Origin of the sequence: Stenotrophomonas sp. FR012, from assembly GCF_047520565.2 — a bacterium.
GTDB lineage: Bacteria > Pseudomonadota > Gammaproteobacteria > Xanthomonadales > Xanthomonadaceae > Stenotrophomonas > Stenotrophomonas sepilia.
On the sequence record NZ_JAXBQL020000001.1, the window covers coordinates 420,005 to 444,929 of the forward strand.

General features: G+C 65.8%; 33 protein-coding genes, 1 tRNA gene and 1 pseudogene. 23 read left to right on the forward strand and 12 right to left on the reverse strand.

What is annotated here, in order from left to right:
* Positions 1–161: 161 nt before the first annotated feature.
* Both rpsO and pnp read left to right on the forward strand, forming a co-directional pair.
* Positions 162–422: a 30S ribosomal protein S15 gene (gene rpsO / locus ACM0O9_RS02010; RefSeq protein WP_005417886.1), complete on the forward strand. Its 261-nt coding sequence runs from the start codon at positions 162–164 to the stop codon at positions 420–422.
* A 151-nt stretch (positions 423–573) separates the two neighbouring features.
* A complete protein-coding gene (gene pnp, locus ACM0O9_RS02015) occupies positions 574–2,682 on the forward strand; it encodes a polyribonucleotide nucleotidyltransferase (RefSeq protein ID WP_053499253.1) in 2,109 nt (702 codons plus the stop codon).
* A gap of 121 nt (positions 2,683–2,803) precedes the next feature.
* On the opposite strand, the gene ACM0O9_RS02020 is transcribed toward pnp, so the two are convergent.
* Positions 2,804–3,796 (reverse strand): tetratricopeptide repeat protein, encoded by a 993-nt coding sequence (locus ACM0O9_RS02020; RefSeq protein WP_231109138.1) that lies wholly within the window; start codon positions 3,794–3,796, stop codon positions 2,804–2,806.
* A gap of 215 nt (positions 3,797–4,011) precedes the next feature.
* On the opposite strand from ACM0O9_RS02020, the gene ACM0O9_RS02025 reads away from it, so the two are divergent.
* Entirely contained in the window at positions 4,012–5,202 is a 1,191-nt protein-coding gene (locus ACM0O9_RS02025; RefSeq protein ID WP_005417882.1) for a glycoside hydrolase family 18 protein, read from the forward strand.
* A gap of 37 nt (positions 5,203–5,239) precedes the next feature.
* Here the strand turns inward: ACM0O9_RS02025 and ACM0O9_RS02030 are convergent, their stop codons facing one another.
* From ACM0O9_RS02030 to ACM0O9_RS02040, 3 genes are read right to left on the reverse strand one after another with little or no spacing between them, the layout of a single operon-like run.
* Positions 5,240–6,799: a PepSY-associated TM helix domain-containing protein gene (locus ACM0O9_RS02030; protein ID WP_065179358.1), complete on the reverse strand. Its 1,560-nt coding sequence runs from the start codon at positions 6,797–6,799 to the stop codon at positions 5,240–5,242.
* A 10-nt stretch (positions 6,800–6,809) separates the two neighbouring features.
* Entirely contained in the window at positions 6,810–7,073 is a 264-nt protein-coding gene (locus ACM0O9_RS02035) for a hypothetical protein (RefSeq protein ID WP_049413666.1), read from the reverse strand.
* Positions 7,073–7,369: a hypothetical protein gene (locus ACM0O9_RS02040; RefSeq protein WP_005410439.1), complete on the reverse strand. Its 297-nt coding sequence runs from the start codon at positions 7,367–7,369 to the stop codon at positions 7,073–7,075. The genes ACM0O9_RS02035 and ACM0O9_RS02040 overlap by 1 nt, the downstream gene beginning before the upstream one ends.
* A 428-nt stretch (positions 7,370–7,797) precedes the next feature.
* On the opposite strand from ACM0O9_RS02040, the gene thrS reads away from it, so the two are divergent.
* The 9 genes from thrS to ACM0O9_RS02085 all read left to right on the forward strand — a co-directional run bounded on the left by thrS (position 7,798) and on the right by ACM0O9_RS02085 (position 15,592).
* Complete coding sequence (gene thrS, locus ACM0O9_RS02045; RefSeq protein ID WP_005417872.1) at positions 7,798–9,699, forward strand: threonine--tRNA ligase; 1,902 nt, start codon at positions 7,798–7,800, stop codon at positions 9,697–9,699.
* A gap of 48 nt (positions 9,700–9,747) precedes the next feature.
* The gene (infC, locus tag ACM0O9_RS02050; protein ID WP_080104334.1) at positions 9,748–10,290 is read left to right on the forward strand and encodes a translation initiation factor IF-3; all 543 of its coding nucleotides are present in this window, start codon (positions 9,748–9,750) and stop codon (positions 10,288–10,290) included.
* Between the two features lie 266 nt (positions 10,291–10,556).
* Complete coding sequence (rpmI, locus tag ACM0O9_RS02055) at positions 10,557–10,754, forward strand: 50S ribosomal protein L35 (RefSeq protein WP_005410436.1); 198 nt, start codon at positions 10,557–10,559, stop codon at positions 10,752–10,754.
* Between the two features lie 11 nt (positions 10,755–10,765).
* Positions 10,766–11,125, forward strand: a complete 360-nt coding sequence (gene rplT, locus ACM0O9_RS02060) for a 50S ribosomal protein L20 (protein ID WP_005410435.1) — start codon at positions 10,766–10,768, stop codon at positions 11,123–11,125.
* A 193-nt stretch (positions 11,126–11,318) separates the two neighbouring features.
* Positions 11,319–12,314: a phenylalanine--tRNA ligase subunit alpha gene (locus ACM0O9_RS02065; protein WP_005417865.1), complete on the forward strand. Its 996-nt coding sequence runs from the start codon at positions 11,319–11,321 to the stop codon at positions 12,312–12,314.
* Positions 12,315–12,401: 87 nt separating this feature from the next.
* Positions 12,402–14,783 carry a phenylalanine--tRNA ligase subunit beta gene (gene pheT, locus ACM0O9_RS02070; protein ID WP_053499262.1) on the forward strand — a complete coding sequence of 794 codons (2,382 nt, stop codon included), beginning with the start codon at positions 12,402–12,404 and terminating at the stop codon, positions 14,781–14,783.
* Between the two features lie 27 nt (positions 14,784–14,810).
* On the forward strand, positions 14,811–15,110 hold the full coding sequence (locus ACM0O9_RS02075) for an integration host factor subunit alpha (RefSeq protein ID WP_005410432.1): 300 nt from the start codon (positions 14,811–14,813) through the stop codon (positions 15,108–15,110).
* Entirely contained in the window at positions 15,091–15,447 is a 357-nt protein-coding gene (locus ACM0O9_RS02080; protein WP_005410431.1) for a MerR family transcriptional regulator, read from the forward strand. The genes ACM0O9_RS02075 and ACM0O9_RS02080 overlap by 20 nt, the downstream gene beginning before the upstream one ends.
* Positions 15,448–15,515: 68 nt before the next feature.
* A tRNA-Pro gene (locus ACM0O9_RS02085) sits at positions 15,516–15,592 on the forward strand.
* Between the two features lie 82 nt (positions 15,593–15,674).
* Here ACM0O9_RS02085 and ACM0O9_RS02090 read toward each other — a convergent pair.
* On the reverse strand, positions 15,675–16,148 hold the full coding sequence (locus tag ACM0O9_RS02090) for a tyrosine-type recombinase/integrase (RefSeq protein WP_005417861.1): 474 nt from the start codon (positions 16,146–16,148) through the stop codon (positions 15,675–15,677).
* Positions 16,149–16,167: 19 nt separating this feature from the next.
* Here ACM0O9_RS02090 and ACM0O9_RS02095 point away from each other — a divergent pair, with 19 nt between their 5' ends.
* Both ACM0O9_RS02095 and ACM0O9_RS02100 read left to right on the forward strand, forming a co-directional pair.
* Positions 16,168–16,671 carry a hypothetical protein gene (locus ACM0O9_RS02095; protein ID WP_414604177.1) on the forward strand — a complete coding sequence of 168 codons (504 nt, stop codon included), beginning with the start codon at positions 16,168–16,170 and terminating at the stop codon, positions 16,669–16,671.
* Positions 16,672–16,741: 70 nt separating this feature from the next.
* Positions 16,742–17,185: a RidA family protein gene (locus tag ACM0O9_RS02100; protein ID WP_235649398.1), complete on the forward strand. Its 444-nt coding sequence runs from the start codon at positions 16,742–16,744 to the stop codon at positions 17,183–17,185.
* A gap of 115 nt (positions 17,186–17,300) precedes the next feature.
* On the opposite strand, the gene ACM0O9_RS02105 is transcribed toward ACM0O9_RS02100, so the two are convergent.
* Positions 17,301–17,762 (reverse strand): carboxymuconolactone decarboxylase family protein, encoded by a 462-nt coding sequence (locus ACM0O9_RS02105; protein ID WP_069139815.1) that lies wholly within the window; start codon positions 17,760–17,762, stop codon positions 17,301–17,303.
* A 557-nt stretch (positions 17,763–18,319) separates the two neighbouring features.
* Here ACM0O9_RS02105 and ACM0O9_RS02110 point away from each other — a divergent pair.
* Together ACM0O9_RS02110 and ACM0O9_RS02115 are read left to right on the forward strand one after the other, a co-directional pair.
* Positions 18,320–18,520, forward strand: a complete 201-nt coding sequence (locus ACM0O9_RS02110; RefSeq protein WP_005417854.1) for a hypothetical protein — start codon at positions 18,320–18,322, stop codon at positions 18,518–18,520.
* The gene (locus ACM0O9_RS02115) at positions 18,517–18,858 is read left to right on the forward strand and encodes a low molecular weight protein tyrosine phosphatase family protein (RefSeq protein ID WP_005417852.1); all 342 of its coding nucleotides are present in this window, start codon (positions 18,517–18,519) and stop codon (positions 18,856–18,858) included. The genes ACM0O9_RS02110 and ACM0O9_RS02115 overlap by 4 nt, the downstream gene beginning before the upstream one ends.
* Here ACM0O9_RS02115 and ACM0O9_RS02120 read toward each other — a convergent pair.
* Both ACM0O9_RS02120 and ACM0O9_RS02125 read right to left on the reverse strand, forming a co-directional pair.
* Positions 18,837–18,923 (reverse strand): annotated as a pseudogene (locus tag ACM0O9_RS02120) (GNAT family N-acetyltransferase); the annotation flags it as partial. The gene ACM0O9_RS02115 and the pseudogene ACM0O9_RS02120 sit on opposite strands and share 22 nt — an antisense overlap.
* Before the next feature lie 137 nt (positions 18,924–19,060).
* The gene (locus tag ACM0O9_RS02125; protein WP_065179581.1) at positions 19,061–19,558 is read right to left on the reverse strand and encodes a DUF3011 domain-containing protein; all 498 of its coding nucleotides are present in this window, start codon (positions 19,556–19,558) and stop codon (positions 19,061–19,063) included.
* A 242-nt stretch (positions 19,559–19,800) separates the two neighbouring features.
* Between ACM0O9_RS02125 and ACM0O9_RS02130 the strand changes: the two genes are divergently transcribed.
* The gene (locus ACM0O9_RS02130; RefSeq protein WP_414604176.1) at positions 19,801–20,196 is read left to right on the forward strand and encodes a hypothetical protein; all 396 of its coding nucleotides are present in this window, start codon (positions 19,801–19,803) and stop codon (positions 20,194–20,196) included.
* Positions 20,197–20,208: 12 nt separating this feature from the next.
* Here the strand turns inward: ACM0O9_RS02130 and ACM0O9_RS02135 are convergent, their stop codons facing one another.
* Positions 20,209–20,913 (reverse strand): aspartate/glutamate racemase family protein, encoded by a 705-nt coding sequence (locus ACM0O9_RS02135; protein WP_321573326.1) that lies wholly within the window; start codon positions 20,911–20,913, stop codon positions 20,209–20,211.
* 74 nt (positions 20,914–20,987) lie between these two features.
* On the opposite strand from ACM0O9_RS02135, the gene ACM0O9_RS02140 reads away from it, so the two are divergent.
* The 5 genes from ACM0O9_RS02140 to ACM0O9_RS02160 all read left to right on the forward strand — a co-directional run bounded on the left by ACM0O9_RS02140 (position 20,988) and on the right by ACM0O9_RS02160 (position 23,303).
* Positions 20,988–21,299: an ArsR/SmtB family transcription factor gene (locus tag ACM0O9_RS02140; protein ID WP_005417843.1), complete on the forward strand. Its 312-nt coding sequence runs from the start codon at positions 20,988–20,990 to the stop codon at positions 21,297–21,299.
* Positions 21,299–21,649 (forward strand): SRPBCC family protein, encoded by a 351-nt coding sequence (locus tag ACM0O9_RS02145; protein WP_049413658.1) that lies wholly within the window; start codon positions 21,299–21,301, stop codon positions 21,647–21,649. The genes ACM0O9_RS02140 and ACM0O9_RS02145 overlap by 1 nt, the downstream gene beginning before the upstream one ends.
* A gap of 37 nt (positions 21,650–21,686) precedes the next feature.
* Positions 21,687–22,295: an ATP-dependent Clp protease proteolytic subunit gene (locus ACM0O9_RS02150; protein WP_005417839.1), complete on the forward strand. Its 609-nt coding sequence runs from the start codon at positions 21,687–21,689 to the stop codon at positions 22,293–22,295.
* A 98-nt stretch (positions 22,296–22,393) separates the two neighbouring features.
* The gene (locus ACM0O9_RS02155; RefSeq protein ID WP_005417837.1) at positions 22,394–23,035 is read left to right on the forward strand and encodes a LysE family translocator; all 642 of its coding nucleotides are present in this window, start codon (positions 22,394–22,396) and stop codon (positions 23,033–23,035) included.
* A 94-nt stretch (positions 23,036–23,129) separates the two neighbouring features.
* The gene (locus tag ACM0O9_RS02160) at positions 23,130–23,303 is read left to right on the forward strand and encodes a DUF1328 domain-containing protein (RefSeq protein WP_005417836.1); all 174 of its coding nucleotides are present in this window, start codon (positions 23,130–23,132) and stop codon (positions 23,301–23,303) included.
* Between the two features lie 50 nt (positions 23,304–23,353).
* On the opposite strand, the gene ACM0O9_RS02165 is transcribed toward ACM0O9_RS02160, so the two are convergent.
* The 3 genes from ACM0O9_RS02165 to ACM0O9_RS02175 are packed head-to-tail and all read right to left on the reverse strand — an operon-like array spanning position 23,354 to position 24,250.
* The gene (locus tag ACM0O9_RS02165) at positions 23,354–23,686 is read right to left on the reverse strand and encodes an SMR family transporter (RefSeq protein ID WP_414604175.1); all 333 of its coding nucleotides are present in this window, start codon (positions 23,684–23,686) and stop codon (positions 23,354–23,356) included.
* A 33-nt stretch (positions 23,687–23,719) separates the two neighbouring features.
* A complete protein-coding gene (locus ACM0O9_RS02170; RefSeq protein WP_005417832.1) occupies positions 23,720–23,953 on the reverse strand; it encodes a DUF1653 domain-containing protein in 234 nt (77 codons plus the stop codon).
* Positions 23,954–23,965: 12 nt separating this feature from the next.
* Positions 23,966–24,250, reverse strand: a complete 285-nt coding sequence (locus ACM0O9_RS02175; protein WP_053499224.1) for a hypothetical protein — start codon at positions 24,248–24,250, stop codon at positions 23,966–23,968.
* Between the two features lie 402 nt (positions 24,251–24,652).
* Here ACM0O9_RS02175 and ACM0O9_RS02180 point away from each other — a divergent pair, with 402 nt between their 5' ends.
* Positions 24,653–24,859 (forward strand): hypothetical protein, encoded by a 207-nt coding sequence (locus tag ACM0O9_RS02180; RefSeq protein ID WP_005417826.1) that lies wholly within the window; start codon positions 24,653–24,655, stop codon positions 24,857–24,859.
* The last annotated feature ends 66 nt before the right edge of the window (positions 24,860–24,925 follow it).

The window sequence follows — 24,925 nt, forward strand, 5'->3', positions numbered from 1 at the left end:
GGTTCAGCCCCGGTCCTTGTCCCGGAAGCCCCTGGCCGTTACAATTTCGCGGCCGTTTTCCGGCAACCTGCCTCGCGCAGGTTTCATCCTCGTAGTCCACGGCGAGCCTGGCGGTGCGCGAAGCGCGTTCCTGCCGGCCACGCATCACAGAGAAAAAAGAAATGTCGATCGACACCCAGAAGGTCATTGAAGACAACAAGCGCAGCGCCGCTGACACCGGCTCCCCGGAAGTCCAGGTTGCCCTGCTGACCGCCCGCATCGAACTGCTGACCGGCCACTTCAAGACCCACAAGAAGGATCACCACAGCCGCCGCGGCCTGCTGCAGATGGTCAACCGCCGTCGCAGCCTGCTCGACTACCTGAAGAAGAAGGACGTCGAGCGTTACAAGGCCCTGATCGAAAAGCTTGGCCTGCGTCGCTAAGCAACGAATCTCCCGCGGCGCAGCGATGCGCCGCGGTTTTGTTTTGTAGCACCGCAATCCCCGATTCAGGCCGGAACGATCCGGCCACCCGCTGGCGGCAAGGGTCGCCGACGGTCCAAATTCGCAGACAGCATCCCCAAGGACACCCTCCGTGGCAAAAATCACCAAAACCTTCCAGTACGGCAAGCACACCGTCACGCTTGAGACCGGCGAAGTCGCCCGCCAGGCCAGCGGCGCGGTCATCGTCAAGATGGACGACACCGTACTGCTGGTCACCGCCGTCGCCGCCAAGAGCGCGCGCGAAGGCCAGGACTTCTTCCCGCTGACCGTCGATTATCAGGAAAAGTTCTACGCCGGCGGCCGCATCCCGGGTGGTTTCTTCAAGCGTGAAGGCCGTGCGACCGAGAAGGAAACGCTGATCTCGCGTCTGATCGACCGTCCGATCCGTCCGCTGTTCCCGGAAGACTACAAGAACGAAGTGCAGATCATCGCCACGGTCATGTCGCTGAACCCGGACGTGGACGGCGACATCCCGGCCCTGATCGGCGCCTCGGCTGCCCTGGCCCTGGCCGGCACCCCGTTCATGGGCCCGATCGGCGCTGCCAAGGTCGGCTACAAGAACGGCGAGTACATCCTGAACCCGACCGTCAGCGAACTGGCTGACTCGCAGCTGGAACTGGTCGTTGCCGGTACCTCCAACGCCGTGCTGATGGTCGAATCCGAAGCCGCGCTGCTGTCCGAAGACGTGATGCTGGGCGCCGTGACTTTCGGTCACCGCGAAATGCAGAAGGTCATCAACGCGATCAACGAGCTGACCGTCGAAGCCGGCACCAAGCCGTCGACCTGGGAAGCCCCGGCCAAGAACGACGCGCTGATCTCCGCGCTGAAGGAAGCCATCGGCCCGCGCCTGGGCGAAGCCTTCCAGGTGCGCGACAAGCTGCAGCGCCGTGACGCCATCTCGGCGATCAAGAAGGACGTGTTCGAAGCCCTGGCGGGCCGCGTGGCCGCCGAAGGCTGGAACCCGGCCGAGCTGTCGAAGGAATTCGGCGAGCTGGAATACCGCACCATGCGTGACTCGGTGCTGGACACCAAGGTCCGTATCGACGGCCGTGCGCTGGACACCGTCCGCCCGATCGCCGTGAAGACTGGCGTGCTGCCGCGTACCCACGGTTCCTCGCTGTTCACCCGCGGCGAAACCCAGGCCATCGTGACCATCACCCTGGGCACCGCCCGTGATGGCCAGGTCATCGATGCCGTTGCCGGTGAGTACAAGGAAAACTTCCTGTTCCACTACAACTTCCCTCCGTTCTCGGTGGGCGAGTGCGGCCGCATGATGGGCCCGAAGCGCCGCGAAATCGGCCACGGTCGTCTGGCCAAGCGCGGCGTGCTGGCTGTCATGCCGTCGCTGGAAGCCTTCCCGTACACCATCCGCGTCGTCTCGGAAATCACCGAGTCGAACGGTTCTTCGTCGATGGCGTCGGTCTGCGGCTCGTCGCTGGCCCTGATGGACGCCGGCGTGCCGGTGAAGGCACCGGTGGCCGGTATTGCCATGGGCCTGGTCAAGGAAGGCGACCGTTTCGTGGTCCTGTCCGACATCCTGGGTGACGAAGATCACCTAGGCGACATGGACTTCAAGGTGGCCGGTACCGCTGAGGGCATCTCCGCCCTGCAGATGGACATCAAGATCGAAGGCATCACCGAAGAGATCATGAAGCAGGCCCTGCAGCAGGCCAAGGCTGGCCGCCTGCACATCCTGGGTGAAATGGCCCACGGCCTGACCGCTCCGCGTGAGGAGCTGTCGGACTACGCGCCGCGCCTGCTGACCATCAAGATCCACCCGGACAAGATCCGCGAAGTGATCGGCAAGGGTGGCTCGACCATCCAGGCCATCACCAAGGAAACCGGCACCCAGATCGACATCCAGGACGACGGCACCATCGTCATCGCGTCGGTCAACGCCATCGCTGCCCAGGCCGCCAAGGCCCGCATCGAGCAGATCACCTCGGACGTCGAGCCGGGCCGCATCTACGAAGGCAAGGTCGCCAAGATCATGGACTTCGGTGCGTTCGTTACCATCCTGCCGGGCAAGGACGGCCTGGTCCACGTGTCGCAGATCTCCAGCGAGCGCGTCGAGAAGGTCGGCGACAAGCTGAAGGAAGGCGATGTGGTCAAGGTCAAGGTGCTGGAAGTCGACAAGCAGGGCCGTATCCGCCTGTCGATGAAGGCCGTCGAAGAAGGCGAAGGCGCCAGCGCCGAATAATCGGTACTGCTGATCGTGCGGTGGGTGAGGACCGTTGGTCCTCACGCTTTCGCAAATGAGAAAGCGGGCTTCGGCCCGCTTTCTCTTTGCCTGGAATCCTGTGGGCGAGGATCGTTGGTCCCTACACCTGCGCGCCTTCTTCCTCCTCTCCCAGCCACCACACCTGGCCCGGCTCGGGGTCACTCAGCGGGTGCTCGCGCTGTTCGATGGCCTCCAGCACGCGGCCGGGGGCTGCAGCAACCCACATCGCCATGAGCTTTTCCACCGCGGCCCGGCCCTGTGCGGCCACGCCGAGGTCACGTTCGCGTCTCCATTGGTCTTCACGTGGTGCCTCATCGCCATGATGGTGAGGCGTGCCGTAGCTGCAGCGGCGGCACAGCCGGCGCACGGTGGCCGTCCAGTCCTCGACCATGCCGATGCCGGGCAGCGTGATGGCCTCCAGGGCAGCGATGTCATCGGCCGAGTCGCACTGCACGAACACGGTGAAGGTCGCCATGTCCGAAGGCTGCAGGCGCTGCATGGCATTGAACACCGGCACCTGGCGCTCGTCATAGGCACGTTGGCCGGTCGAGGCCCCGTCGTGCAGCACGATGTCGCCGAAGCGGAAGCCGCTTTCAGGCAGCGGTACGTTGTCGATGCGTGCACGCACCGGATCAATGCGGCTCATAAACACCACTTCGGCGTCGGACCACGGTGCCAAGCGCACGCAGGCTACGCCGAAGTTGCCCTCGATCGGGCCTTCGCCCTCGGGCAGGGTGATGCCACAGCGGGACCATTGGCGGCGTGCTTCGGCCCAGTCACCGACGCCGGTGGCGGCGATACCGGCATTCCACGCGGTGGCTTCATCGAACTCGCCGCGCAGCTGTTCTGATTGGAGGTTGTCCTGCAGTGAGGAGGCCCAGTCGCGCAGGTACTTGTGTGCCAATCCGCGCATGTAATGCAGGTACGGCACTTCGGCAGCGAGTGCGATCAGCTCGCCGAACAGCGCCACCGCCTGCTGCAGGTCGCCTTCGCGGAAGGCGGCGTAGGCGCGCGCCTCCAGTGCCTCGCGGTCGTCGAGGGTTTCGTCGCCAAGCAGGTCGCCGTCGTCGATACTGTCGTAGTCGATGCTCATGTCCATGCGCGATTGAAGGTCTGCGGCTACCTTAGCCGATGCATGGGGCGGCGGCGTCGGTGCGTGTCCTGCTGCAGTGCATGACGGCAATCGCGTGTCTGCCCCGCTGTCGTCACGGGATGCGGTGTGCCTGTCACGGGGCGACATGCCGCGACATCCGTCCCATGGGTCCTTCCGTTTGCTAACGTGGCGGCGCCTTTGAACCGGGAGATCCCATGTTCCGCCAGACCGTGGCCGTCCTTGCCGTGCTGATTGCCGGTGCCTTGCCCATTGCCGCGCACGCAGCGCCCGCACAGCCGCCGATCTTCGGCGCCTACTACCCTGGCGGATCGGCCGAGCGCTATCCGGTGTCGAGCATTCCGGCCGAGCGCCTGACCCACCTGTTCTACGCGTTCTCCACCATCGAGGACGGCCGCTGCACGGTCGGTGCGGAAGCGCCGAAGAATTTCGCCGCACTGGCCGAACTCAAGAAGGCGCATCCGCACCTGCGCACGCTGATTTCGATCGGTGGCTGGGGCGCGGGTGGATTCTCCGATGCAGCGCTGACCGAGGCCAGCCGCAGGCGCCTGGTCGATTCGTGCATGGCGCTGTTCTTCGAACGCCACGCCGGCAGCTTCGATGGCGTGGACATCGACTGGGAATTCCCGGTCAGTGGCGGACCGAAGGAGCTGGCGCATCGCCCGCAGGATCGCGCCAACCTGACCCGGCTTGCGCAGTCCTTCCGCCAGGCACTCGATGCACGCGGTCGCAAGGTGGGCCAGCCGATGCTGCTGACCGCCGCGTTGGCCGCCGGCCGCCTGCAGACCGACGGTCCCTATGATCCAGCGGCGAGCTACGACCTGCCGGCGCTGGCCAGGGTGTTCGATTTCATCAACCTGATGAGCTACGACATGGGCACCGGCTTTTCGTCGGTGTCGACCTTCAATGCGCCCTTGCATGAAGTGCCGGCCGATCCGCTGGCGCCGGAGCTGCGCCGCTGGAACAACGTGGCCGGCGCCGTGCAGTACTACCGTGAACATGGCGTGCCGGCCGACAAGCTGGTGCTGGGCGTGCCGTTCTACGGGCGCGGCTTCAAGGTCACCGGCGATGCACCGGACGGCCTGTATCAGCCCTACAGTGCACCGGCCGATGCCGGCGACTGGCGGGTGATCAAGGCGCGCTATCTCGACCAGCCGGGTTGGACCAGGCACTGGCAGCCGCAGGCGCAGAGCCCGTGGCTGTACAACGCCGGGCAGAAGATCCTCATCAGCTATGAGGACCCGCGTTCGATCGGCCTGCGTGCGCAGTTCGCCCGCGAGCAGGGCCTGGCCGGAGTGTTCATGTGGGAGCTGACCGGTGACGACGATCAGGCCAGCCTGCTCAACGCCATGCTCGGCCCGTGGCAGAAGGCGCGCATCGGCGATTGAGTCGCGTGCTGGCGCCGGGCTCATGCCCGGCGACGCTTCAGTTCGCCCAGACGCTGTTCGGATCGCCGTTGCGGGCGCGGCGCTGGCTGGCGACGGCCAGGCGGGCGAAGCCGAAGGCCATGGCCAGCGCGATGGCATCGATCCAGAACAGCGGCCACTGGCCACGCGCGGCGGCGCGCCACAGCCAGTCACCATTGAGTGCACCGTGCAGGACCGGCACCAGTGCAGTGCTGATCGCTGCGGCCCACAGCAGTTCGCGCGCGGCCTGCGCGGGGCGGCGCAGTGCAGCCCACAGCGCACAGGCTGCCCAGCTGCCGAAGCAGGCCCAGCGGATGCCGTGGTCGAGCGCCGACGGTGCCAGCCGCTCCAGCACCAGTGCGGTGACGAACGCGACCGAGATCGCCACGCACAGGCCGATGCACACGCCGACCGTGGCCCGCGCCATGTTCACACCGGCACGTGGCTGTTGTGGCTGGCGACGCCTGCGCCGCGACTCGATCCACAGCAGGTTGCCGGAGTAGAACAGGAACGCACCGCCGAGGCCGAGCAGGAAGTACAGCCAGACCACCACGCCGTTGCCGAACTCACCGAAGTGCAGCGCGTAGGCGGCGCTGAGCGTGGCGTGGTTGGCGTCGCGCTGGCCCGGCAGCTGCGACGCGAGCAGGTTGCCGGTGGCGACGTCCAATGCCACGGCACCAAGCGGGCCGAGGGTGCCACTGGCCTCGCCGGTGATCTCGATCGTGGCGTTGGCATCACCGCCATTGGCCAGCTTCAGGTAAGCCGGTTCAAAGTTGGCCACGCCCTGCGCGCGGGCCACTTCAAGTGCGCGCGCATGCAGCACGCGCAGGCTGCCCGGTGGCGCCGGAATCCCGCTGGCATCGCGCACCGGCGCAGTGTCCATCGCGGTCGGTACCGCTTGCAGCGCCTTGCCGTCGTAGATCAGCGGATTGAGCAGGGCCATCTGCACGAACACCAGGCACAGCAGGGCGCCCGTGACTGCGAACATCAGGTGGAAAGGCAGGCTGAGCACGCCGATCACGTTGTGCGCGTCCTGCCACAGCTGCTTCAGGTTGCGGCCCGGGCGCAGCGCGAACAGGTCGCCGAACAGCCTCGGCAGGTGGATCACCAGGCCGCTCAGCAGCGCCATGCCATACAGCAGGCTGACGATGCCCATCACATAGATGCCGGCCACCGGCAGGCCGAGGCTGTAGTGCAGTTCGTTGACCAGTTCTGCCAGTCCGGTCTGCGGCGGCGAGGGGCTGCCGGCGATCTGGCCCGGCCAGGCGTAGCGCCAGCTGCCGTCATCGGCCTGCCAGTACGCCAGGGGCTGCGGGTGTTCGGTGCCGGGGAAGGTCATGCCAACGTGGCGGCGGGCCTCCGGGTGTGTCGCCAGTACGTCTTCCAGCAGGTACTGCGCATCGTCCAGGCCCGCCGGCAAGGCGGTGGCTGCGCCCGGGGTCTGCCACAGCGGCAAGTCGTGATGGAACAGGGTCAGCGCACCCGCATAGAAGGCCACGAAAAGGCCGAAGCCGGCGACCAGGCCGACCCAGGTGTGCAGGGTGGTGAACGTGCGCAGCGTCTGCGAACTGAACTTCATGGGGGAGCTCTCATTGCACCGCGCCGGTCAGGCGCAGCAGCCCGAGCACGGCGAAGCCGGCCGCGGCGCTGCCACCCAGAACCAGCCAGGCGCGCAGTGCGCTGCGGAAGCTGAACGCCCACAGGGCGGCCAGCATCCATAACGGGATGAAGGCGATCAGGGTCGGCACCAGTGCGCGCTGCCACGGGCCGGGCGGCAGCCAGGCCAGCAGGCCGGTAGCGGCGGCCGCAAGCAGGAAGCCAGCGATGATGCCGGCGAAGGCGCGCGGCCACATCAGGGTGACTCCGTGCCCGGGCGATGCCAGGCGGCCAGCGCCGGCAACAGCATCGCAGCGAGCATCCAGGTGCACAGCATCGCCACCAGGCCGGCAGCGAAGCCGAGTTCGGCCATCCACAACCACAGGGCAGCAGCGGCGGCGACCAGGCCGATCTGGCGGCCGAGACGACCGGCACGGCGCAGGCGGGGCCAACGGCAGTGCGGCGAGGCGGCATAGAAGGCCAGTGCCGAAAACATCGCTGCCAGCATGCCCAGGCTGCAGAAGCCCAGGGTGGAAAGGCCGACGGTGATCATTGCGGGCGGGCGCCACGGCAGTGGGCCGGCGAACGCGGGGCACGGGCGGGGCCGGCGGGAGCCGGTCGGAGCGGGTGGCGCATCACGAGGTCCTGGGGGAAGCGGGCAGGCTGGCACGGGGCGGGCTGCGCGGACATGGTAATCATTGCGTTTTCACGCCGCCAGCGCCGGCCATTCAGCGGACCGCACGGCAGCCCTTGGGCTTTCCGGTGCGCTGGTTTAAGATCGTCGCAGACTCCTGACTGGAACAAGGTGGCCCGCGCCCAGCGCCGGCCGAGCGTGCGACATGAGCACTACCACCGCCCACTGTTGACCTGCCCCCGAAGGCCCTGTGTTCCAGGCGCCCTCGCGGCGCTTTTTTATTGCCCGGGCCGCGGCCCGGGAACGCTTTCCAGCCCGCCCCGCGGGCCCCGCACGAAGCCACTGCGATGATCAACATTACCCTTCCCGACGGCAGCCGCCGCGAGTTCGAAAATCCCGTCAGCGTCATGGACGTCGCCCAGTCGATCGGTGCCGGCCTGGCCAAGGCCACCATCGCCGGTTCCGTCGATGGCGTGCTGGTCGATGCCAGCGACGTCATCGACCACGATGCCAGCCTGCGCATCATCACCGCCAAGGACGAGGAGGGCGTGGAGATCATCCGCCACTCCTGCGCCCACCTGGTCGGCCACGCCGTCAAGCAGCTGTACCCGGACGTGAAGATGGTGATCGGCCCGGTGATCGCCGAGGGCTTCTACTACGACATCTATTCCGAGCGCCCGTTCACGCCGGACGACATGGCCGCGATCGAGAAGCGCATGGGTGAACTGATCGCCCAGGACTACGACGTCATCAAGAAGATGACGCCGCGCGCCGAGGTGATCGAGATCTTCAAGGCCCGTGGCGAGGACTACAAGCTGCGCCTGATCGAAGACATGTCCGACGACATCCAGGCGATGGGCATGTACTACCACCAGGAATACGTGGACATGTGCCGGGGCCCGCACGTGCCGAACACGCGCTTCCTGAAGGCCTTCAAGCTGACCCGCATCTCCGGCGCCTACTGGCGCGGCGACGCGCAGAACGAGCAGCTGCAGCGCATCTACGGCACCGCCTGGGCTGACAAGAAGCAGCTGGAGGCGTACATCAAGCGCATCGAGGAAGCCGAGATGCGCGACCACCGCCGCATCGGCAAGCAGCAGGACCTGTTCCACCTGCAGGAAGAAGCCCCGGGCCTGGTGTTCTGGCACCCGAAGGGCTGGGCACTGTGGCAGGTGGTCGAGCAGTACATGCGCAAGGTCTACCGCAGCAGCGGCTACGGCGAAGTGCGCTGCCCGCAGATCCTGGACGTGAGCCTGTGGAAGAAGTCCGGCCACTGGGACAACTACCAGGACAACATGTTCTTCACCGAATCGGAGAAGCGCACGTACGCGGTCAAGCCGATGAACTGCCCGGGCCACATCCAGGTGTTCAACCAGGGCCTGCACAGCTACCGCGACCTGCCGATCCGCTACGGTGAGTTCGGTTCCTGCCACCGCAACGAGCCGTCCGGCGCGCTGCACGGCATCCTGCGCGTGCGTGGTTTCACCCAGGACGACGGCCACGTGTTCTGCACGGAAAACCAGATCGAGTCGGAAGTGACGGCCTTCCACCAGCAGGCGCTGGCGGTTTACCGGCACTTCGGCTTCGACGAGATCCAGATCAAGATCGCGCTGCGTCCGGAGTCGCGCCTGGGTGACGACGCCACCTGGGACAAGGCCGAAGGCGCGCTGCGCTCGGCGCTGACCGCCTGTGGCGTGGAATGGCAGGAGCTGCCGGGCGAGGGTGCCTTCTACGGCCCGAAGATCGAGTACCACCTGAAGGACGCGATCGGCCGTACCTGGCAGCTGGGCACCATGCAGGTCGACTTCATGATGCCGGGCCGCCTGGGCGCCGAGTACGTGGACGAGAACAGCCAGAAGAAGCACCCGGTCATGCTGCACCGCGCCATCGTCGGCTCGATGGAGCGCTTCCTGGGCATCCTGATCGAGCACCATGCCGGCCAGTTCCCGGCCTGGCTGGCACCGACCCAGGTGGTGGTGGCCAACATCACCGACGCCCAGGCCGACTACGTCTCGGGCGTGACCAAAACCCTTGCGGAGCAAGGCTTCCGCGTCAGCTCGGATTTGCGTAACGAGAAGATCGGCTATAAAATCCGCGAGCATACGTTGCAGCGCGTGCCCTACCTGCTGGTCATCGGTGACCGCGAGAAGGAGAATGGGGCTGTGGCGGTGCGTACGCGTTCTGGCGAAGACCTGGGCAGCATGAGCCTGCAGGCCTTCATCGAGCGGCTCCAGGCCGAGGGCGCGTAAGCAAAGGTCCGGTCCGGGCGCACAGGCACCCGGACCGGTTCGATACCCTTGGGAGAACGTAATATCAGCACCCCTGACAACAAACAGAACCGCAAGAATCAGGAAATCCGTGTGCCGCGCGTCCGCGTGATCGGCAGTGACGGAGAAATGATCGGCGTGTTGTCGCGCGACGAAGCGCTGTCCATGGCCGAAGATGAAGGCCTGGACCTGGTCGAGATCCAGCCGCAGGCCGATCCGCCGGTCTGCAAGATCATGGACTTCGGCAAGTTCAAGTTCGAAGCGCAGAAGAAGGCCAGCGAGGCCAAGAAGAAGACCAAGCAGGTCGAGATCAAGGAAGTGAAGTTCCGTCCGGTCACGGACGAGGGCGACTACCAGATCAAGCTGCGCAAGATGCGCGGGTTCCTTGAAGAAGGCGACAAGATCAAGGTCAACATCCGCTTCCGTGGCCGTGAAATGAGCCACCAGGAACTGGGTCGTGAAATGGCCAACCGGATCGAGGCCGATCTGGGCGAGGACATCGTCATTGAATCCCGTCCGCGCCTGGAAGGGCGCCAGATGGTCATGATGATCGCGCCGAAGAAGAAGACCTGAGGCCGGACGGGCCGCCTTCCGGGGCGCCTGGCTGAATGGTTCAGGATAAAGGGACGCCGCTGGCGTCCCTTTGCTTTTGCAGGATGCCGGTGAAGTGCCGGCGAAAGGGCTGCAGGGGCTGGTGGCAGGGCGGTTTTGCCTGTATCATGCCCGGCTCGACCCACCCAGGACGGGTCGTACGCCGATCATGGCAGGACGGAAAGAGCGGCCCAGGCCGCCGCCAGATCAGTCAGAAACCAGGGTCATATCCCATCAAGGACATTGCAATGCCCAAGATCAAGACCAACCGGGCAGCGGCCAAGCGTTTCCGCAAGACCGCCTCGGGCAAGTACAAGTGCGGCCACGCCAACCGTAGCCACATCCTCACGAAGAAAGCGACCAAGCGTAAGCGTAATCTGCGTCAGACGGGCCATGTCCGTGCAGAAGACGCAGGCCGTCTGGACCGCATGCTCCCTTACCTCTGAGGAACTGAAAAATGGCACGAGTTAAGCGTGGCGTACAGGCGCGTCGCCGCCACAAGAAGATTCTGGATCTCGCCAAGGGCTATTACAACGCCCGTCGCAAGGTCTTCCGCGTCGCCAAGCAGGCGGTCATCAAGGCACAGCAGTACGCCTACATCGGCCGTAAGCAGAAGAAGCGCAACTTCCGTTCGCTGTGGATCACCCGTATCAATGCGGCTGCCCGCATCAACGGCCTGAGCTACAGCCGCTTCATGAACGGCCTGCTGAAGGCTGGCATCACCCTGGATCGCAAGGTCCTGGCTGACATCGCCGTGCACGACGCAGCCGGTTTTGCTGCGCTGGCCGAAAAGGCCAAGGGCGCGCTGGCGGCATAAGTCCTTCCCGATGCCGTAACCGTTCACTCGGAACGGTGTCAGGTCAAGGCAATGCATGGGGAAGGGCGCAAGTCCTTCCCCATTCTTTTTTGGGTTCCGGCGAGGCCATGGCGGCAGCGCGGGGACGGCGGTGGCGACAGGGGTCGGCCCTTCGCGCATCGCGATGGCAGATCGACTGGAGTTCCGGCCCCCCATGAGCGACATCCAATCCCTCACCACCCAGGCGCTGGCCGATGTGGCCGCCGCACAGAGTCCCGACGTGCTGGAACAGCTGCGCGTGGCCCTGCTTGGCAAGAGTGGCAGCATCACCTCGCAGCTCAAGCAGCTCGGCGCCCTGCCGGCGGACGAGCGCAAGGCCGCTGGTGAAGCGATCAACCAGGCCCGCGACGCGCTGACCCGCGCGCTGGGCGAGCGCAAGGCGCTGCTGGAGGACGCGGCGCTGGATGCGCGCCTGGCCGCCGAAGCCATCGACATCACCCTGCCGGGCCGCAACGGCGACCGTGCCGGCCTGCACCCGATCACCCGCACCCTGGAGCGCATCACCGGCATCTTCGGCCGGCTGGGCTACGAGCTGTCGGAAGGGCCGGAGATCGAGGACGACTGGCACAATTTCGAGGCGCTGAACTTCCCGCCGCACCATCCGGCGCGCGCCATGCACGACACCTTCTACTTCGGCGACGGCCGCCTGCTGCGCACGCACACCTCCGGCGTGCAGGTGCGCTACATGGGCGACCACGCGCCGCCACTGCGCATGATCGCCGCCGGCAAGGTGTACCGCAGCGACAGCGACCAGACCCATTCGCCGATGTTCCACCAGGTGGAAGGCCTGCTGGTGGACGAGCATTCGACCTTCGCCGACCTGAAGGGCACGCTGGCCGAGTTCGTGCGCGCGTTCTTCGAGCGCGACTTCGAGATGCGCTTCCGCCCCAGCTATTTCCCGTTCGTGGAGCCGGGCGCGGAAGTGGACATTGCCTGGCAGCAGCCCGACGGCAGCACCCGCTGGCTGGAAGTGCTGGGCTGCGGCATGGTCCATCCGAACGTGCTGCGCAACGTCGGCATCGATCCGGAGCGCTACACCGGCTTCGCGTTCGGCATGGGCGTGGAGCGTTTCGCGATGCTTCGTTACGGCGTCAACGATCTGCGCGCGTTCTTCGAGAACGACGTGCGATTCCTGAAACAGTTCGCGTAAGCCGCAACCATGTAGAGCCGAGCCATGCTCGGCTGCTCCTAAATTCGCAGGCCCAGGCGCATGCGCCGGGCCCACCAGGGTGACACCATGAAATTCTCCGAAAACTGGCTGCGCAGCCATGTCCCGACCGGCGCCTCGCGCGATGAACTGAGTGCAGTGCTGACCGCCATCGGCCTGGAAGTGGAAGAAGTGACCGCGCTGGGCGAAGGCCTCGATCACGTGGTCGTGGCGCGCATCGTCGAGGCCGTGCGCCATCCCGAAGCTGATCGCCTGCAGGTGTGCAGGGTCGATGCCGGGCAGGGCGAACTGCTGCAGATCGTCTGCGGCGCACCGAACGCGCGCCCGGGCCTGGTCGCGCCGCTGGCCATGGTGGGTGCGCAGATCGGCGAGCTGAAGATCAAGCCGGCCAAGCTGCGCGGCGTCGAGTCCAACGGCATGCTGTGCTCGGCCAAGGAGCTGGGCCTGGACAACGATGCCTCCGGCCTGCTGGAGCTGCCCGATGACGCGCCGGTCGGCCAGGCCCTGGTCGACTACCTGGGCCTGCCGGACGCCAGCATCGAGATCAAGCTGACCCCGAACCGCGCCGACTGCTTCAGCCTGCGCGGCATCGCCTATGACGTCGCCGCCGCCACCCGCAGCGAAGTGCTGGACTTCGCTGCCGAGGCCATTCCGGCAGTCGGCAGCCGTGAGCTGAGCATCCAGCTCGACGCCGGCGCCGAAGCGCCGCGTTACCTGGGCCGTGTCATCGAGGGCGTCAACGCCGCCGCCAAGACTCCGTTGTGGATGGCCGAGCGCCTGCGCCGCAGTGGCGTGCGTCCGGTCTCGCTGCTGGTCGACATCACCCAGTATGTGATGCTGGAGCTGGGCCAGCCGATGCATGCCTACGACCTCGGCACCCTGCAGGGCAGCATTGCCGTGCGCCGTTCGCGCGCGGGCGAGACGCTGAAGCTGCTGGACGGCCGCGATGCCGCGCTGGACGACAGCTTCCTGGTGGTCACCGACGCCGATCGTGCGATCGGCCTGGCTGGCCTGATGGGCGGCTTCGACACCCGTGTCACCGACGCAACCACCGCCGTGTTCCTGGAAGCCGCGCACTTCGCGCCGGCTGCGATCATGGGCCGTGGCCGCAAGCTGGGCCTGCACACCGATGCCGGCCACCGCTTCGAGCGCGGCGTCGATCCGGCGCTGCCGCGCATCGCGATCGAGTACGCCACTCGCCTGGTGCTGGACCTGGCGGGCGGCACCCCGGCGCCGGTTACCGAGGCCGTGCGTGAAGCCGATCTGCCGCAGCCGGCAACCATCGTGCTGCGCCGCGCCCGCATCACCCGCGTGCTCGGCATCACCATCGACGATGCGGAAGTCGAGCGCATCCTGCGCGCGCTGGGCATGGACGTGGTTGCTGCTGCCGACGGCTGGCAGGTGGTCGCGCCGAGCCGCCGCTTCGACATCGCCATTGAAGAAGACCTGATCGAAGAGCTGGCCCGCATCCACGGTTACGAGCAGATCCCGACCACGCTGCCGGGCGGTGCCGCCCGCGTGGCGATGCCGAGCGAGACCCAGCTGGACGCGCTGAGCGTGCGCCGCCAGCTGATCGCCCGTGACCAGCAGGAAACCGTCAATTTCGCCTTCGTCGACGATGCGCTGCTGGCCCAGTGGCAGCTGCGCGACGGCCTGGTGCCACTGGCCAATCCACTGTCGGCCGAACTGGCGGTAATGCGTCCGTCGCTGCTGCCGGGCCTGGTCGCCACACTGGGCCGCAACGCCGCCCGCCAGCTCGGCCGCGTGCGCCTGTTCGAGCTCGGCCGCGTGTTCGCCCAGCAGGCCGGAGATGGCCAACCGGCACCGCTGGAAACGCCGCGCGTGGCGGCAGCTGTCTGCGGTGACGCGCAGGCGGTGCAGTGGGGCCTGCCGACTCGCAAGGTCGACTTCCATGACCTGAAGGGCGACCTGGAATCGCTGGCGGCTGCCAGTGGTGCGGTACTGGAGTTCCGCCCGTCGGCCCGTGCCTACGGCCACCCGGCGCGGTCGGCCGAGGTGTTCCGCGATGGCGTGGCGATCGGCTGGATCGGCCAGATCCACCCGCGTCTGGCCAAGGCGATGGATATCGAGGCCGATGTCTACGCCTTCGAGCTGGATCTGGAACCGCTGACCGCCCGTCGCCTGCCACGTGCCGGCGAGCTGTCGCGCTTCCCGGCGGTGCGTCGCGACCTCGCGTTCCTGGTGCCTGAACAGGTGGCCTGGGCCGATCTGGCGGCGACCGTGCGCCAGGCCGCAGGCCCGCTGCTGCGCGACCTGAACCTGTTCGACCGTTACGTCGGCCAGGGCGTCGAGCCGGGATTCAAGAGTCTCGCTATGGGCTTGATTTTGCAGGACAAGTCGCGCACTCTGACGGACCGCGACGTGGATGCGGTGGTGGCCGAGGCGGTCACTGCCATCGAGCGTGAACACCACGCCCGGATCCGCGGCTGAGCGGGCGGCACTCGGGGGTAGCAGGCAATGGCATTGACCAAGGCGGAGATGGCGGAAAAGCTGTTCGACGAAGTCGGTCTGAACAAGCGGGAAGCCAAGGAATTCGTCGACGCGTTTTTCGATGTGCTGCGTGAAGCATTGGAACAGGGACGTCAGGTGAAGCTGTCGGGCTTCGGTAATTTCGATCTGCGGCGCAAGAACCAGCGCCCGGGTCGCAACCCGAAGACCGGCGAGGAAATTCCGATTTCCGCCCGTACGGTGGTCACCTTCCGTCCGGGCCAGAAGCTCAAGGAGAGGGTGGAAGCTTATGCTGGATCCGGGCAGTAATCGCGAACTACCGCCGATCCCGGCCAAGCGCTACTTCACCATCGGTGAGGTCAGCGAGCTGTGCGACGTCAAGCCGCACGTCCTGCGCTACTGGGAAACCGAGTTTCCCAGCCTTGAGCCGGCCAAGCGCCGAGGCAACCGCCGCTACTACCAGCGCCATGACGTGCTGATGGTGCGGCAGATCCGCAGCCTGCTGTACGAACAGGGCTACACCATCGGTGGTGCACGCCTGCGCCTGGATGGTCCCGATGCCCGCGAGGAATCGGCGCTGAGCAACCAGATCATCAAGCAGGTGCGCATGGAGCTGGAAGAAGTGCTGCAGTTGCTGCGCCGCTGATCCAATTTCCATCGTAATCCGCTATACTTCACGGCCCGCCGCACTGGCGGGCACATCGCAGCATCAGTCGGGGCGTAGCGCAGCCTGGTAGCGCATCTGCCTGGGGGGCAGAGGGTCGTCGGTTCGAATCCGGCCGTCCCGACCAAAAGCAGCGATAGAACAAGGGCTTGCGCCATGCGGTGCAGGCCCTTTTTCGTTGTGCACCCTATTACCACCCTATCGCCACCCTATCGAGGTAGCGCGATACCCGTGGTGACCGGCTGCCACGGCGCTTCATGGCCACCCAGGTAATGCTCAGTCATCGACGCGTTGCCGTGTCCCATCAGCGCTTGAATCTGTTCCGTGGTCCAGCCCGCATCGCGCAGCAGCGCACCGCCCAGGCTGCGGATCTCATGGAATGTTGGCGGTGCTTCGCCACCCACGCCGGCAGCATCGCGTGCCTTTGCGAACGCACGCGACAGCTGCTCGGGCAGCACCTGCGTGTGGTGCGCTCGGTCCTTCGCGCGCTTGTCGCTGGGCCTGGCCTTTTCCGGCAGGCGGTGGATCACGAACGGCGAAACCACGTCATCGCGGCACCTGGCCAGCAGGTCGAGCAGCGGCCCGGCCACGGCGATCTGTAGTCGAACGTTCGTCGAGCCCTCGGTTTTCGACGGCACTACCCACAGGTGGCCGTCGCGCACGTCGGCAAACTTCACCGTCACCAGCCGTATCCTTCCGGCCATGCGTTCTTCCCACGGCTTCCGCACCGCCCCAATCCCCTCTGGCTGGGTCCAGACCGGCGAGCGCTGGGCGCTTTGGTACAACGGCCGGGAGACGGCCAGCGTCACGCCCGACGGCGGTCCCGGGGTCCGGCTATGGATGGAAGGCCAGAAGATGTGGCAGGTGAAGGAAGTGCGCGCGGCCAACGTCCGGCAGGCGAAGCGGTACGCCGGGCGCTGGTGCGCGGCCAGGCTGTATCCCGATCTTCCCCTGCGCCAGGCGGTCGCCCGGCTGACCGACAGCACTCCGATCCAGCCCGAGCCGCCGCTGCCAGGCCTGCCGCCGACGCGCGAGCAGCAGCAACAGGCCCGGCGCCTGGCCGAGGCCGGGCGGTTGGAACTGGCGCGGATCAAGGAAGCGCTGGAACCGCGCCGACCGCCGAAGGAGACCAAGCCCAGGGCGAGGGATCCGATGAAGGCGTGGGTCAAGGCAGGTAGAGAGCAGCTGTCCCGCGCTCGAATCTGATCCCCCGTTCAGGGGAGGCGGTCGACTCAAAATGCTTGCCACACTTGCCCTTTCACCAGAGAGAGCAATGATGAACGCTACCAATCGAAAGACCGCCAGCTTCGGAGTGCCGTGGGAATCGGCCTACGGGTACGTACAGGCCATCCGCGTCAACAACACGATCTTCGTGTCCGGCCAGCTCTCGCACACGCCGCAGGGCGAGCTGGTTGCGCCGGCGGAGCTGGGGGCCGACGGCAAGCCCGCCAACTTCGATACCATGGAAGCCCAGATGAGGCGCACCTACGAGAACGCGCAGGTGCTGCTGGCAGAGCTGGGTGGGTCGATCGCGGACGTGGTCGAGGAAACGCTGTTCGTCATCGACGTTCCGGCCGCTTTCGCGGCCAGTAGCAAAGTCCGGCCGGCCGTGTATGGCCAGCCGGTGCCGCAGGTGGCCAGCAACCTGATCGGGGTCTCGGCGTTGGCCTTCCCCGAGCAGCTGATTGAGATTGCCTTCCGGGCGGAAGTCCAGGGTTAAGGCACTATGTGGGCGGGGCTTGCTCCGCCCGTTCCTTGCGGTGAGTAGGCCACCGATGGTTCCTACGAGCGCCTCGGCCCGGACAAAGCCAGGACGATCTCCGGCGTGCCGTACGCTACTTCTCCGCAGCGGGCTTGGCGCGGGGCTTCAATCTGAAGCTCACGCCCATCCGGTTGATCGCGTTCATGGCCGCAATGGTGAGCGTGAGGTCGACCAGGTCTTTCTCGCCGAATACTGCGGCTACTTTTTCGTACGCCTCATCAGATGCATGGGTTTCGCTCACGAGCGTCACTTCCTCTGCCCATGCCAGTGCGGCGCGCTCTTGTTCGGAGAATAGATAGGCGGCCTCGTGCCAAACAGGTAGGAGAGCGATTGTGTCGAACGGCATGCCTTCCTTAAGCAGATCACGGGTATGAATGTCGATGCAGTGGGCGCAGCCGTTTAGCTGCGACACACGCAAAAACACCAGATGCACCAGTTTCGGCGGCAGAGATGTGTTCGCGGTCACAAAGTGATGCAGTTGCCCCACGGCTTTGGCGCCCTCGGGAGAGACTACGAACCAGTTCGCTCGATTCATTTTGATGGGTCCTTTTCGGGTATCTGTGGGGCCGGAATCGCCCCACCCGAAGCAAGGACGCCGACGGGCAGCAGTTCGTGACACCTGCCTAGGCTCGTCGCGATCCGCTGCATGTACGCTCGCCGAGGAAGGGGATGCTGGCCGTGGGGCGCTAGATACGGGGCGCGGCGGGGAGCACCCGGAGAAGATCCTCGATTGGCGGGACAGGGAAGGGGATTGGCTGAAGGGGGGGATCGCATCGCCGCCGTTCGGATGGCGTCGGGTAGAGCCGCCATATGCACCCTATCGGCTCGTAAGTGATTGATCGGATTGGGGCGCAATTTGCACTTTTGGGATGCCCTGCGAAGGCCTGAAACCCTTACAGATCAACGGGATGGGCCTATCTGGAACGATGCCTGGGGGGCAGAGGGTCGTCGGTTCGAATCCGGCCGTCCCGACCACTGTGATGAATCAAGAAGCCCGCGCAGCGATGCGTGGGCTTTTTTGTGCGTGCGGTGTATGCTGCGCGCCACTCGTACTACCGCGGCTGCTGAACCCGGTACTCACGAGAACACATCATGGAATCTGCAAGAAACCGTGCCTGGCGTCGCAGCCAGGCCCGCAATCGTGGTGGCGACCGCGCCACGACCGCCTACCGCTACAAGCCCGAGAAGAGCTGGAAGCTGTTGTATACGCGCGATGCCAAGCTCGCGCGTGCACGCCAGCTGGGCTTCACCTATCCGGTCCTCAGCGCCCGGCAACTGCAGGAACAGGAATGATCAACCTGCTGTTCGTCTGCAGCCGCAACCAGCTGCGGAGCCCGACCGCCGAAGCCATGTGGCGACGGCGGCCCGGCTTCAACGCGCTGTCGGCCGGCACCAGCCCGCATGCACGACGCCCCATCGGCCCGGCGGATATCCGCTGGGCCGATGTCATCTTCGTGATGGAGGCCAAGCACCAGCATCGCCTGCGGGCCGCATACGCGCGCCTGCTGGAACACAAGCGCCTGCATTGCCTGGACATCCCCGACGACTATCGCTGCATGGATCCGGTGTTGATGGACCTGCTGGACGCAAAGGTGACCACGTATCTCGATCAGCTGCCGGAAAAGCGGTAGATCAGCTCCGGATCGCCTTCGTCCAATCCATGCTCGATGCCGCTGTCGATGAAACCCGAGGCGGGCATCACCTCGCGGATATGCAGCATCGTCGAGGAAGGATCGGGTGGTGCCATCGCAGGCTCCTGGACTGGATGCGCCCAGTCCATCGATCACGTCGGCCGTGTCTGCGTATCCGCCAAAGCCAGCGTGTGGTCGGCAGTCAATACACGCGGAACTCGGCACGGCAGCCGTCGCTGACCCACACCCCGCGGCGGTCCCAGCCCCAGTTGCGGTCCTCGACGCACGGCGTCACCGACTTCTGCTTGACCAGGCGCACTTCATGGCGCACCCGGATGCGGCATTCCTTGTCCTTCTGCTCGTAGGACTCGCAGACCAGGCGCTCGCCGTCGTCATCCCGATCACGATCCCGGCCGCGCCCCTGTTCGTCTGCCACGAACTCAGCGCGGCAGCCTTCGGTGACCCAGAGCATGCGGCGGCTCTGGCCCCAGTTCTGGTCCTCGACGCAGCGGGTGACCGACAGCTGCCTGGCCATGCGCATGCGGCCTTCGATCGGGCACTGCTGGGTCTTGTTGAACTGCGACTCGCAACGCAGCGGCGGAATGTGATCGCTGTCGTAGTCCTGGGCGGCCACCGTGGTGGCCACCAGCAGCAGGGCCAGGGCGGAGGTGGCAATGGGCGGCAACAGGCGATGGGTCATGGAGAGCCTCGGCAGGGGGAATGGGCCGCAAGAATGGACCAGCCCGAGGCCGTCGGAACGGATCGTTCCGGCGCTGGCTCAGTGGGGATTTAGTAGTGCGCACCGGCCCATGCAGGGCCTTACATCCCTTATCATCGCGGCACATCCGATCGCATCGGCTTACACCTTCTTACATGTCTCCCACGCATGCCGGCGCAGCCTGTGGCTGCCGTCACTGGCGTGCAGCCGGCTTGCGGAGGAGGATGCGCGGACCACGACGACCACAGGGGGTTGCGTTGATCAGCAGTACCGTCATTCATCGCTCGGCTGGCGCAGAGGCCGGGCAGGTGCGTGTCCTGGACACCACGTTCAAGGGCAAGCATGTGTTCATTGCGTGGGGCCTGCGCGGGCCGGAACTGACCCGCAGCGCAGACCCGCCCGCCACCGTGGCTGCGCGCAAGGCGTTGCACGCCGTGGCCGGCCACAGCGAAGGGCCGCGCAGCCCGGAGGTGTTCATCGCCAACCAGTCGGCGGTGGCGATTACCGTCTATCGGCTGCTGACCGAAGCGCGTTCGGGCGATGCCATCTTCTTCCTGTGTGATTCGCAGGCTGTGGTCGACTGGGTGATCACCGCACTGGAAGTCCAGGGCCTAGGCTGACGCTGCGCGCGGTCAGGCCAGCGCAGCGTCCACCGCCGCAAGCGCGTGCAGGGTGGTCGTGTCGAACAACGGCACCGCACTGTCTTCGGGGCGCACCAGCAGCATGATCTCGGTACAGCCGAGGATGATCGCTTCGGCGCCGCGCGCGACCAGCCGCGCAATCACGCCGGCGTACACCTGCCGCGAGTGCTCGCTGGCCACGCCGGCGATCAGCTCCTGGTAGATGATGTCGTGCACGCAGCGGCGATCATCAGCCTCCGGAACCAGTACCTGCAGCCCGAAGCGGTCCTGCAGCCGGTCGCGGTAGAACGCCTGCTCCATGGTGAAGGCGGTGCCGAGCAGTCCCACCTTGCGGATGCCTGCCTGCAGGATCGCCGTGGCGGTCGGGTCGGCGATATGCAGCAGGGGCAGCGGGCATTCGGCTTCGATCCGGCCGGCCAGCATATGCATGGTGTTGGTGCAGATCACCAGCAGCTCGGCGCCACCGGCCTGCAGTCGCCGCGCGGCATCGAGCATGTGGTTGCCCAGCACATCCCACTGACCGTCGTGCTGCAACTGCTTGATGTCGGCGAAATCCACCGACCACAGCAGCAGTTGCGCCGAATGCGCGCCACCGAGGCGGTGCCGCACCGTCTCGTTGATGAGACGGTAGTACTGCGCCGAGCTTTCCCAGCTCATGCCGCCGATCAGGCCAAGGGTCTTCATGCTCAGCTCCATGCCAGGAAGTCGTCATTGCAGCACAGCAGGTGTGGCAGTTGCACCATACATTAGTGACTGCTAATGTGTTGATCATGATCGAGAACGCCCTGTTCAAGGCGCTGGCTGACCCCACCCGCCGCCACATCTTCGAAAAGCTGGCCGATGGCGGGCGGCATGCCAGCGCGCTGCGCGAGGGCATTGCGATCAGCCAGTCTGCGATGTCCCAGCACCTGGCAGTGCTGCGCGATGCAGGGCTGGTGCGTGAGCAGCGCCAGGGGCGCTTCGTCCACTATGAAGTCGATCCGCGCGGGCTGGCCCACATCGGACGCTGGCTGCAGCGATACCGGGCCTACTGGCCGGCGCGGATGTCCGCACTGCAGAACCTGCTGGAGGAGATGGACTGATGGACGATGTACTGAAGGAAGCGGCTCCCGCGCTGGTGATGGAGCAGCGGTTGCCTGCGCCGCCGGAACGGGTCTGGCGCGCACTGTTCGATCCGGCACTGCGTGAGCGCTGGTTGCCTGCCGCCGATCTTGCCGATCCACAGCCCTGCCTGTGCGAGGAGGGGCGGGAGCTGGGATTCCGCTTGCGCGATGCACAGCCCCCACATCTGCACAGCCTTGTGTGTTTTCGGCTGCGCGCTGATGAGGATGGGGGAACGGTGCTGACCATCGTGCATCGGCTCACCGACCGGCGCGCGCTGATACCGCCGGCGTCCAACGATGACCATCGCACGGTGATGCGCGCGGCGTGAGCCGGCGCCTGGATCGAACGCTACAGGGAGCAGGCACATGCGGGACAGAATGCAGCTGGTACCGATGGTGGTGGAACGCAGCGAGCGCGGTGAGCGCTCCTATGACATCTACTCGCGGCTCCTGCGCGAGCGCATCATCTTTCTCAACGGCGAAGTCGATGACACCGTATCGGCGCTGGTCTGCGCGCAACTGCTGTTCCTTGAATCTGAAAATCCGGAGAAGCCGATCCATCTGTACATCAATTCGCCGGGTGGGGTGATCTCCAGCGGCCTGGCGATGTACGACACGATGCAATACATCTCGGCCCCGGTGCATACGCTGTGCATGGGCACCGCGCGGTCGATGGGTTCGTTCCTGCTGATGGCCGGCGAGCCGGGTCACCGCGCGGCGCTGGCCAATGCCAGCCTGCATGTGCACCAGCCGCTGGGCGGGGTGCAGGGCCAGGCTTCGGACATCTTCATCCACGCCGAGGAGATGCAGCGCACCAAGCAGCGCATCACCCAGCTGTATGCGCGCCATTGCGGACGCAGTTTCGAGGAGGTCGAACAGACCCTGGACCGCGATCGGTTCATGAGCGCCGAGCAGGCATGCGAATGGGGCCTGATCGACCAGGTACTGGTACGGCGCGACGCGCTCGCGGCCTGAGCCTGTTTCTGTAACCACCGCATCCATGCTGCACTGTGTGTGCCGCGCCAGGCCGGCACACTCTATGCTGGTTGGATGTTCTGAAGTGGACGCCCGATATGGCCCTGCATACCTGGTGGTGGTTCCTGGCCACGGTCTTCGTGCTGTGCGGGACGCCTGGGCCCAACATGCTGCACATCCTTGGCCGCAGCGTCGGGCTGGGATTTCGCGGCAGCGTGCCGGCCATGGCCGGCTGCCTGCTGGCGATGCTGCTTGTGCTGGCGGCTTCCGCAGCGGGTCTGAGTGCGCTGCTGCATTCCTCGCCCATGCTGTTCGAGGTGCTGCGCTATCTCGGTGTGGCCTACCTGGCCTGGCTCGGCATCAAGGCCTGGCGCGACAGTTGCCGGCCCGCACCCGCGGTGGCCGATGCTGACGAGGTCACGCTGGCGCCGGTACATGGCGCAGGAACGGTGTTCCGCGGCGGCCTGTGGGTCGGCCTGAGCAATCCCAAACTACTGCTGTTCGCCGCAGCGTTCCTGCCACAGTTCGTCGACCCGTCGCGCAGCCAGGCCGTGCAGTACAGCGTGCTGGTGGCGACCTTCGCGGCCTGCGAACTGTTCTGGTACGTGATGTATGCGGCCGGTGGCCACGGCCTGCGCCGTTGGCTCGCCAAGCCATTCGCACGGCGCTGGTTCGAGCGGCTGGTGGGAAGCGTGTTCCTGGCTTTCGCAGTGGCGTTGTTGCGCTTCCGGCCGCGTTGATTCACGCCGCACACGCGGCCCGTTCACGAGCGCCGCATCGGTGGCGGCCTAGCCTGATCGCACCGTTTGCATTCCCTGCAGGGAAAGGATCGACATGATCAAGTGGGCCATCATCTTCGCCATCATCGGCATCATCGCGGGCGTGCTGGGCTTCGGCGGCATCGCTGGCGCCGCCGTGGGCATCGCCAAGTTCCTGTTCTGGGCAGGCATCATCATCGCCGTGGTGCTGTTCCTGATCGGCATGAGCGTGGCGAAGAAGGTCAGCTGAAGAAGGTCAGCTGAAGAAGGTCAGCTAGCGCCGTTCGCGCAGCAGCGTCTTCAGTGCGCGCTGCTGCGCGAGAACAGATTGATCACCAGTACGCCGGCGCAGATCAGGCCGATCCCGATCAATGCCGGTGCATCCAGCCGCTGCTTGAACACCACCAGGCCGATCAGCGAGATCAGCACAATGCCGACGCCGGACCAGATTGCATAGGCGATGCCGGTCGGCACCGACTTCATGGTGACCGACAGCAGGTAGAAGCACAGCCCATAGCCAACCAGCGCGCCCAGTGTCGGCCACAGCCGGCTCATGCCGTCAGAGGCCTTCAGCAGCGACGTGGCAATCACTTCCAGCACGATGGCGGCGGCCAGGTAGATATAGGGGGTCATCGTGGGCTCCGGGTCACTGCGGGTCGCACCGGATCAGTCGTCGATGCGAGCGAAGCGCGCCTGCGGGCCGTGTTCGCCCGGAACCTGCTCGATGAACATCGGGTAGGGGCGTACCCACAGGCCGCCTTCGCCATAGAGTGCGCGATAAAGCACCATCGGCTCCAACGTCTCGCTGCTGCGGACGATGTCGATCACCTCGTAGTCGCCGCCCTTGAAGTGGCGATACCGGCCACGGGCGAGATCGGGCAGGGGAGTAAGCTCAGCCATGGCAGGGCGTGCTCACTTGCGCGCCGGGCTGGCGGGCTTGGCGCAGTACGCGTCGATGGCCTCGGCCGTGTTGGCCAGGCCCTGCGCCTGCGCCAGCTCCCAGGGGCGCTCGCAGCGCTGGCTGTGTTCGCACCACTGATACCCGGCAGAGCCGATACAGCCGTGCGCATCACGGTCGCCCCCCACCACCGGCGTCGCTGGCGACGCCTCAGCGGCATCAGCGCGCGCGGTCGCCGTGTCCTGGCTGGCACAGGCGGCCAGAGCCAGCAGGGCCGGGATCAGAAGAAGCACCTTCATGTGCGAGCTCCGTGCCTAAAGCGACATTTTCTGTCGCAAATAGCTCGCCAGCAAGCGCTCAATGCACGGCGGCGCGGATCAACTCTTCGATCAGGATCAGATAGCTGGCCACGAAATAGAACTTCAGCAACGTCCAGCGTTGCTGTGAGAAGAAGGTGCGCATGTGGAAGGGGCCCCTGTTGATGACGGTAGTGTGAAGCCAGCCTGACTCCGTGACAAGGATCACGGAATGAACGGGCTAAACGGACTCAGGGATGTGAGGAAAGCCAAGATCCGACGCGAAGGCGCGGCATTTTCGTACAAATCTGATGGGCCATCCCGGAGGCGGTCGCTAGCCTGATGGTGTAACGGCAAGCGGCCCGCTGCCTGCCACTGCACCCTTTCATCCGCAGGAGCCTCCCGATGGTCATCACCGTCCAATGCAATGCCCAGCGCTGGTCCGTACTGCATCCGCAGGTGAGCGACACCACCGGTTACGCCCGGGGCGCCGACGCCTTTGATGCCGCCGCCGCGCTGGCCCTGGAGCATCACCGCCGCACCGGCCAGCGCAGCACGGTGCGGGTCGAGGCGCTTGGCAACACGGTAGACGCGCTTTACGTTGGAGAGTGACGCCAGCCCCCCGTAGTGCAGTCAGCCACGGTTGAGTTGTTTGAATGGGGGAACAACTGCCATCGC

What these genes read in the sequence shown, in the direction of transcription:
- rpsO (WP_005417886.1), top strand. Translation starts at nt 162, where the DNA reads ATGTCGATCGACACCCAGAAGGTCATTGAAGACAACAAGCGCAGCGCC.
- ACM0O9_RS02020 (WP_231109138.1), bottom strand. Translation starts at nt 3,796, where the DNA reads ATGAGCATCGACTACGACAGTATCGACGACGGCGACCTGCTTGGCGAC.
- ACM0O9_RS02025 (WP_005417882.1), top strand. Translation starts at nt 4,012, where the DNA reads ATGTTCCGCCAGACCGTGGCCGTCCTTGCCGTGCTGATTGCCGGTGCC.
- ACM0O9_RS02030 (WP_065179358.1), bottom strand. Translation starts at nt 6,799, where the DNA reads ATGAAGTTCAGTTCGCAGACGCTGCGCACGTTCACCACCCTGCACACC.
- ACM0O9_RS02035 (WP_049413666.1), bottom strand. Translation starts at nt 7,073, where the DNA reads ATGTGGCCGCGCGCCTTCGCCGGCATCATCGCTGGCTTCCTGCTTGCG.
- ACM0O9_RS02040 (WP_005410439.1), bottom strand. Translation starts at nt 7,369, where the DNA reads ATGATCACCGTCGGCCTTTCCACCCTGGGCTTCTGCAGCCTGGGCATG.
- thrS (WP_005417872.1), top strand. Translation starts at nt 7,798, where the DNA reads ATGATCAACATTACCCTTCCCGACGGCAGCCGCCGCGAGTTCGAAAAT.
- rpmI (WP_005410436.1), top strand. Translation starts at nt 10,557, where the DNA reads ATGCCCAAGATCAAGACCAACCGGGCAGCGGCCAAGCGTTTCCGCAAG.
- rplT (WP_005410435.1), top strand. Translation starts at nt 10,766, where the DNA reads ATGGCACGAGTTAAGCGTGGCGTACAGGCGCGTCGCCGCCACAAGAAG.
- ACM0O9_RS02065 (WP_005417865.1), top strand. Translation starts at nt 11,319, where the DNA reads ATGAGCGACATCCAATCCCTCACCACCCAGGCGCTGGCCGATGTGGCC.
- pheT (WP_053499262.1), top strand. Translation starts at nt 12,402, where the DNA reads ATGAAATTCTCCGAAAACTGGCTGCGCAGCCATGTCCCGACCGGCGCC.
- ACM0O9_RS02075 (WP_005410432.1), top strand. Translation starts at nt 14,811, where the DNA reads ATGGCATTGACCAAGGCGGAGATGGCGGAAAAGCTGTTCGACGAAGTC.
- ACM0O9_RS02080 (WP_005410431.1), top strand. Translation starts at nt 15,091, where the DNA reads ATGCTGGATCCGGGCAGTAATCGCGAACTACCGCCGATCCCGGCCAAG.
- ACM0O9_RS02095 (WP_414604177.1), top strand. Translation starts at nt 16,168, where the DNA reads ATGCGTTCTTCCCACGGCTTCCGCACCGCCCCAATCCCCTCTGGCTGG.
- ACM0O9_RS02100 (WP_235649398.1), top strand. Translation starts at nt 16,742, where the DNA reads ATGAACGCTACCAATCGAAAGACCGCCAGCTTCGGAGTGCCGTGGGAA.
- ACM0O9_RS02105 (WP_069139815.1), bottom strand. Translation starts at nt 17,762, where the DNA reads ATGAATCGAGCGAACTGGTTCGTAGTCTCTCCCGAGGGCGCCAAAGCC.
- ACM0O9_RS02110 (WP_005417854.1), top strand. Translation starts at nt 18,320, where the DNA reads ATGGAATCTGCAAGAAACCGTGCCTGGCGTCGCAGCCAGGCCCGCAAT.
- ACM0O9_RS02115 (WP_005417852.1), top strand. Translation starts at nt 18,517, where the DNA reads ATGATCAACCTGCTGTTCGTCTGCAGCCGCAACCAGCTGCGGAGCCCG.
- ACM0O9_RS02125 (WP_065179581.1), bottom strand. Translation starts at nt 19,558, where the DNA reads ATGACCCATCGCCTGTTGCCGCCCATTGCCACCTCCGCCCTGGCCCTG.
- ACM0O9_RS02130 (WP_414604176.1), top strand. Translation starts at nt 19,801, where the DNA reads ATGCGCGGACCACGACGACCACAGGGGGTTGCGTTGATCAGCAGTACC.
- ACM0O9_RS02135 (WP_321573326.1), bottom strand. Translation starts at nt 20,913, where the DNA reads ATGGAGCTGAGCATGAAGACCCTTGGCCTGATCGGCGGCATGAGCTGG.
- ACM0O9_RS02140 (WP_005417843.1), top strand. Translation starts at nt 20,988, where the DNA reads ATGATCGAGAACGCCCTGTTCAAGGCGCTGGCTGACCCCACCCGCCGC.
- ACM0O9_RS02145 (WP_049413658.1), top strand. Translation starts at nt 21,299, where the DNA reads ATGGACGATGTACTGAAGGAAGCGGCTCCCGCGCTGGTGATGGAGCAG.
- ACM0O9_RS02150 (WP_005417839.1), top strand. Translation starts at nt 21,687, where the DNA reads ATGCGGGACAGAATGCAGCTGGTACCGATGGTGGTGGAACGCAGCGAG.
- ACM0O9_RS02155 (WP_005417837.1), top strand. Translation starts at nt 22,394, where the DNA reads ATGGCCCTGCATACCTGGTGGTGGTTCCTGGCCACGGTCTTCGTGCTG.
- ACM0O9_RS02160 (WP_005417836.1), top strand. Translation starts at nt 23,130, where the DNA reads ATGATCAAGTGGGCCATCATCTTCGCCATCATCGGCATCATCGCGGGC.
- ACM0O9_RS02165 (WP_414604175.1), bottom strand. Translation starts at nt 23,686, where the DNA reads ATGACCCCCTATATCTACCTGGCCGCCGCCATCGTGCTGGAAGTGATT.
- ACM0O9_RS02170 (WP_005417832.1), bottom strand. Translation starts at nt 23,953, where the DNA reads ATGGCTGAGCTTACTCCCCTGCCCGATCTCGCCCGTGGCCGGTATCGC.
- ACM0O9_RS02175 (WP_053499224.1), bottom strand. Translation starts at nt 24,250, where the DNA reads ATGAAGGTGCTTCTTCTGATCCCGGCCCTGCTGGCTCTGGCCGCCTGT.
- ACM0O9_RS02180 (WP_005417826.1), top strand. Translation starts at nt 24,653, where the DNA reads ATGGTCATCACCGTCCAATGCAATGCCCAGCGCTGGTCCGTACTGCAT.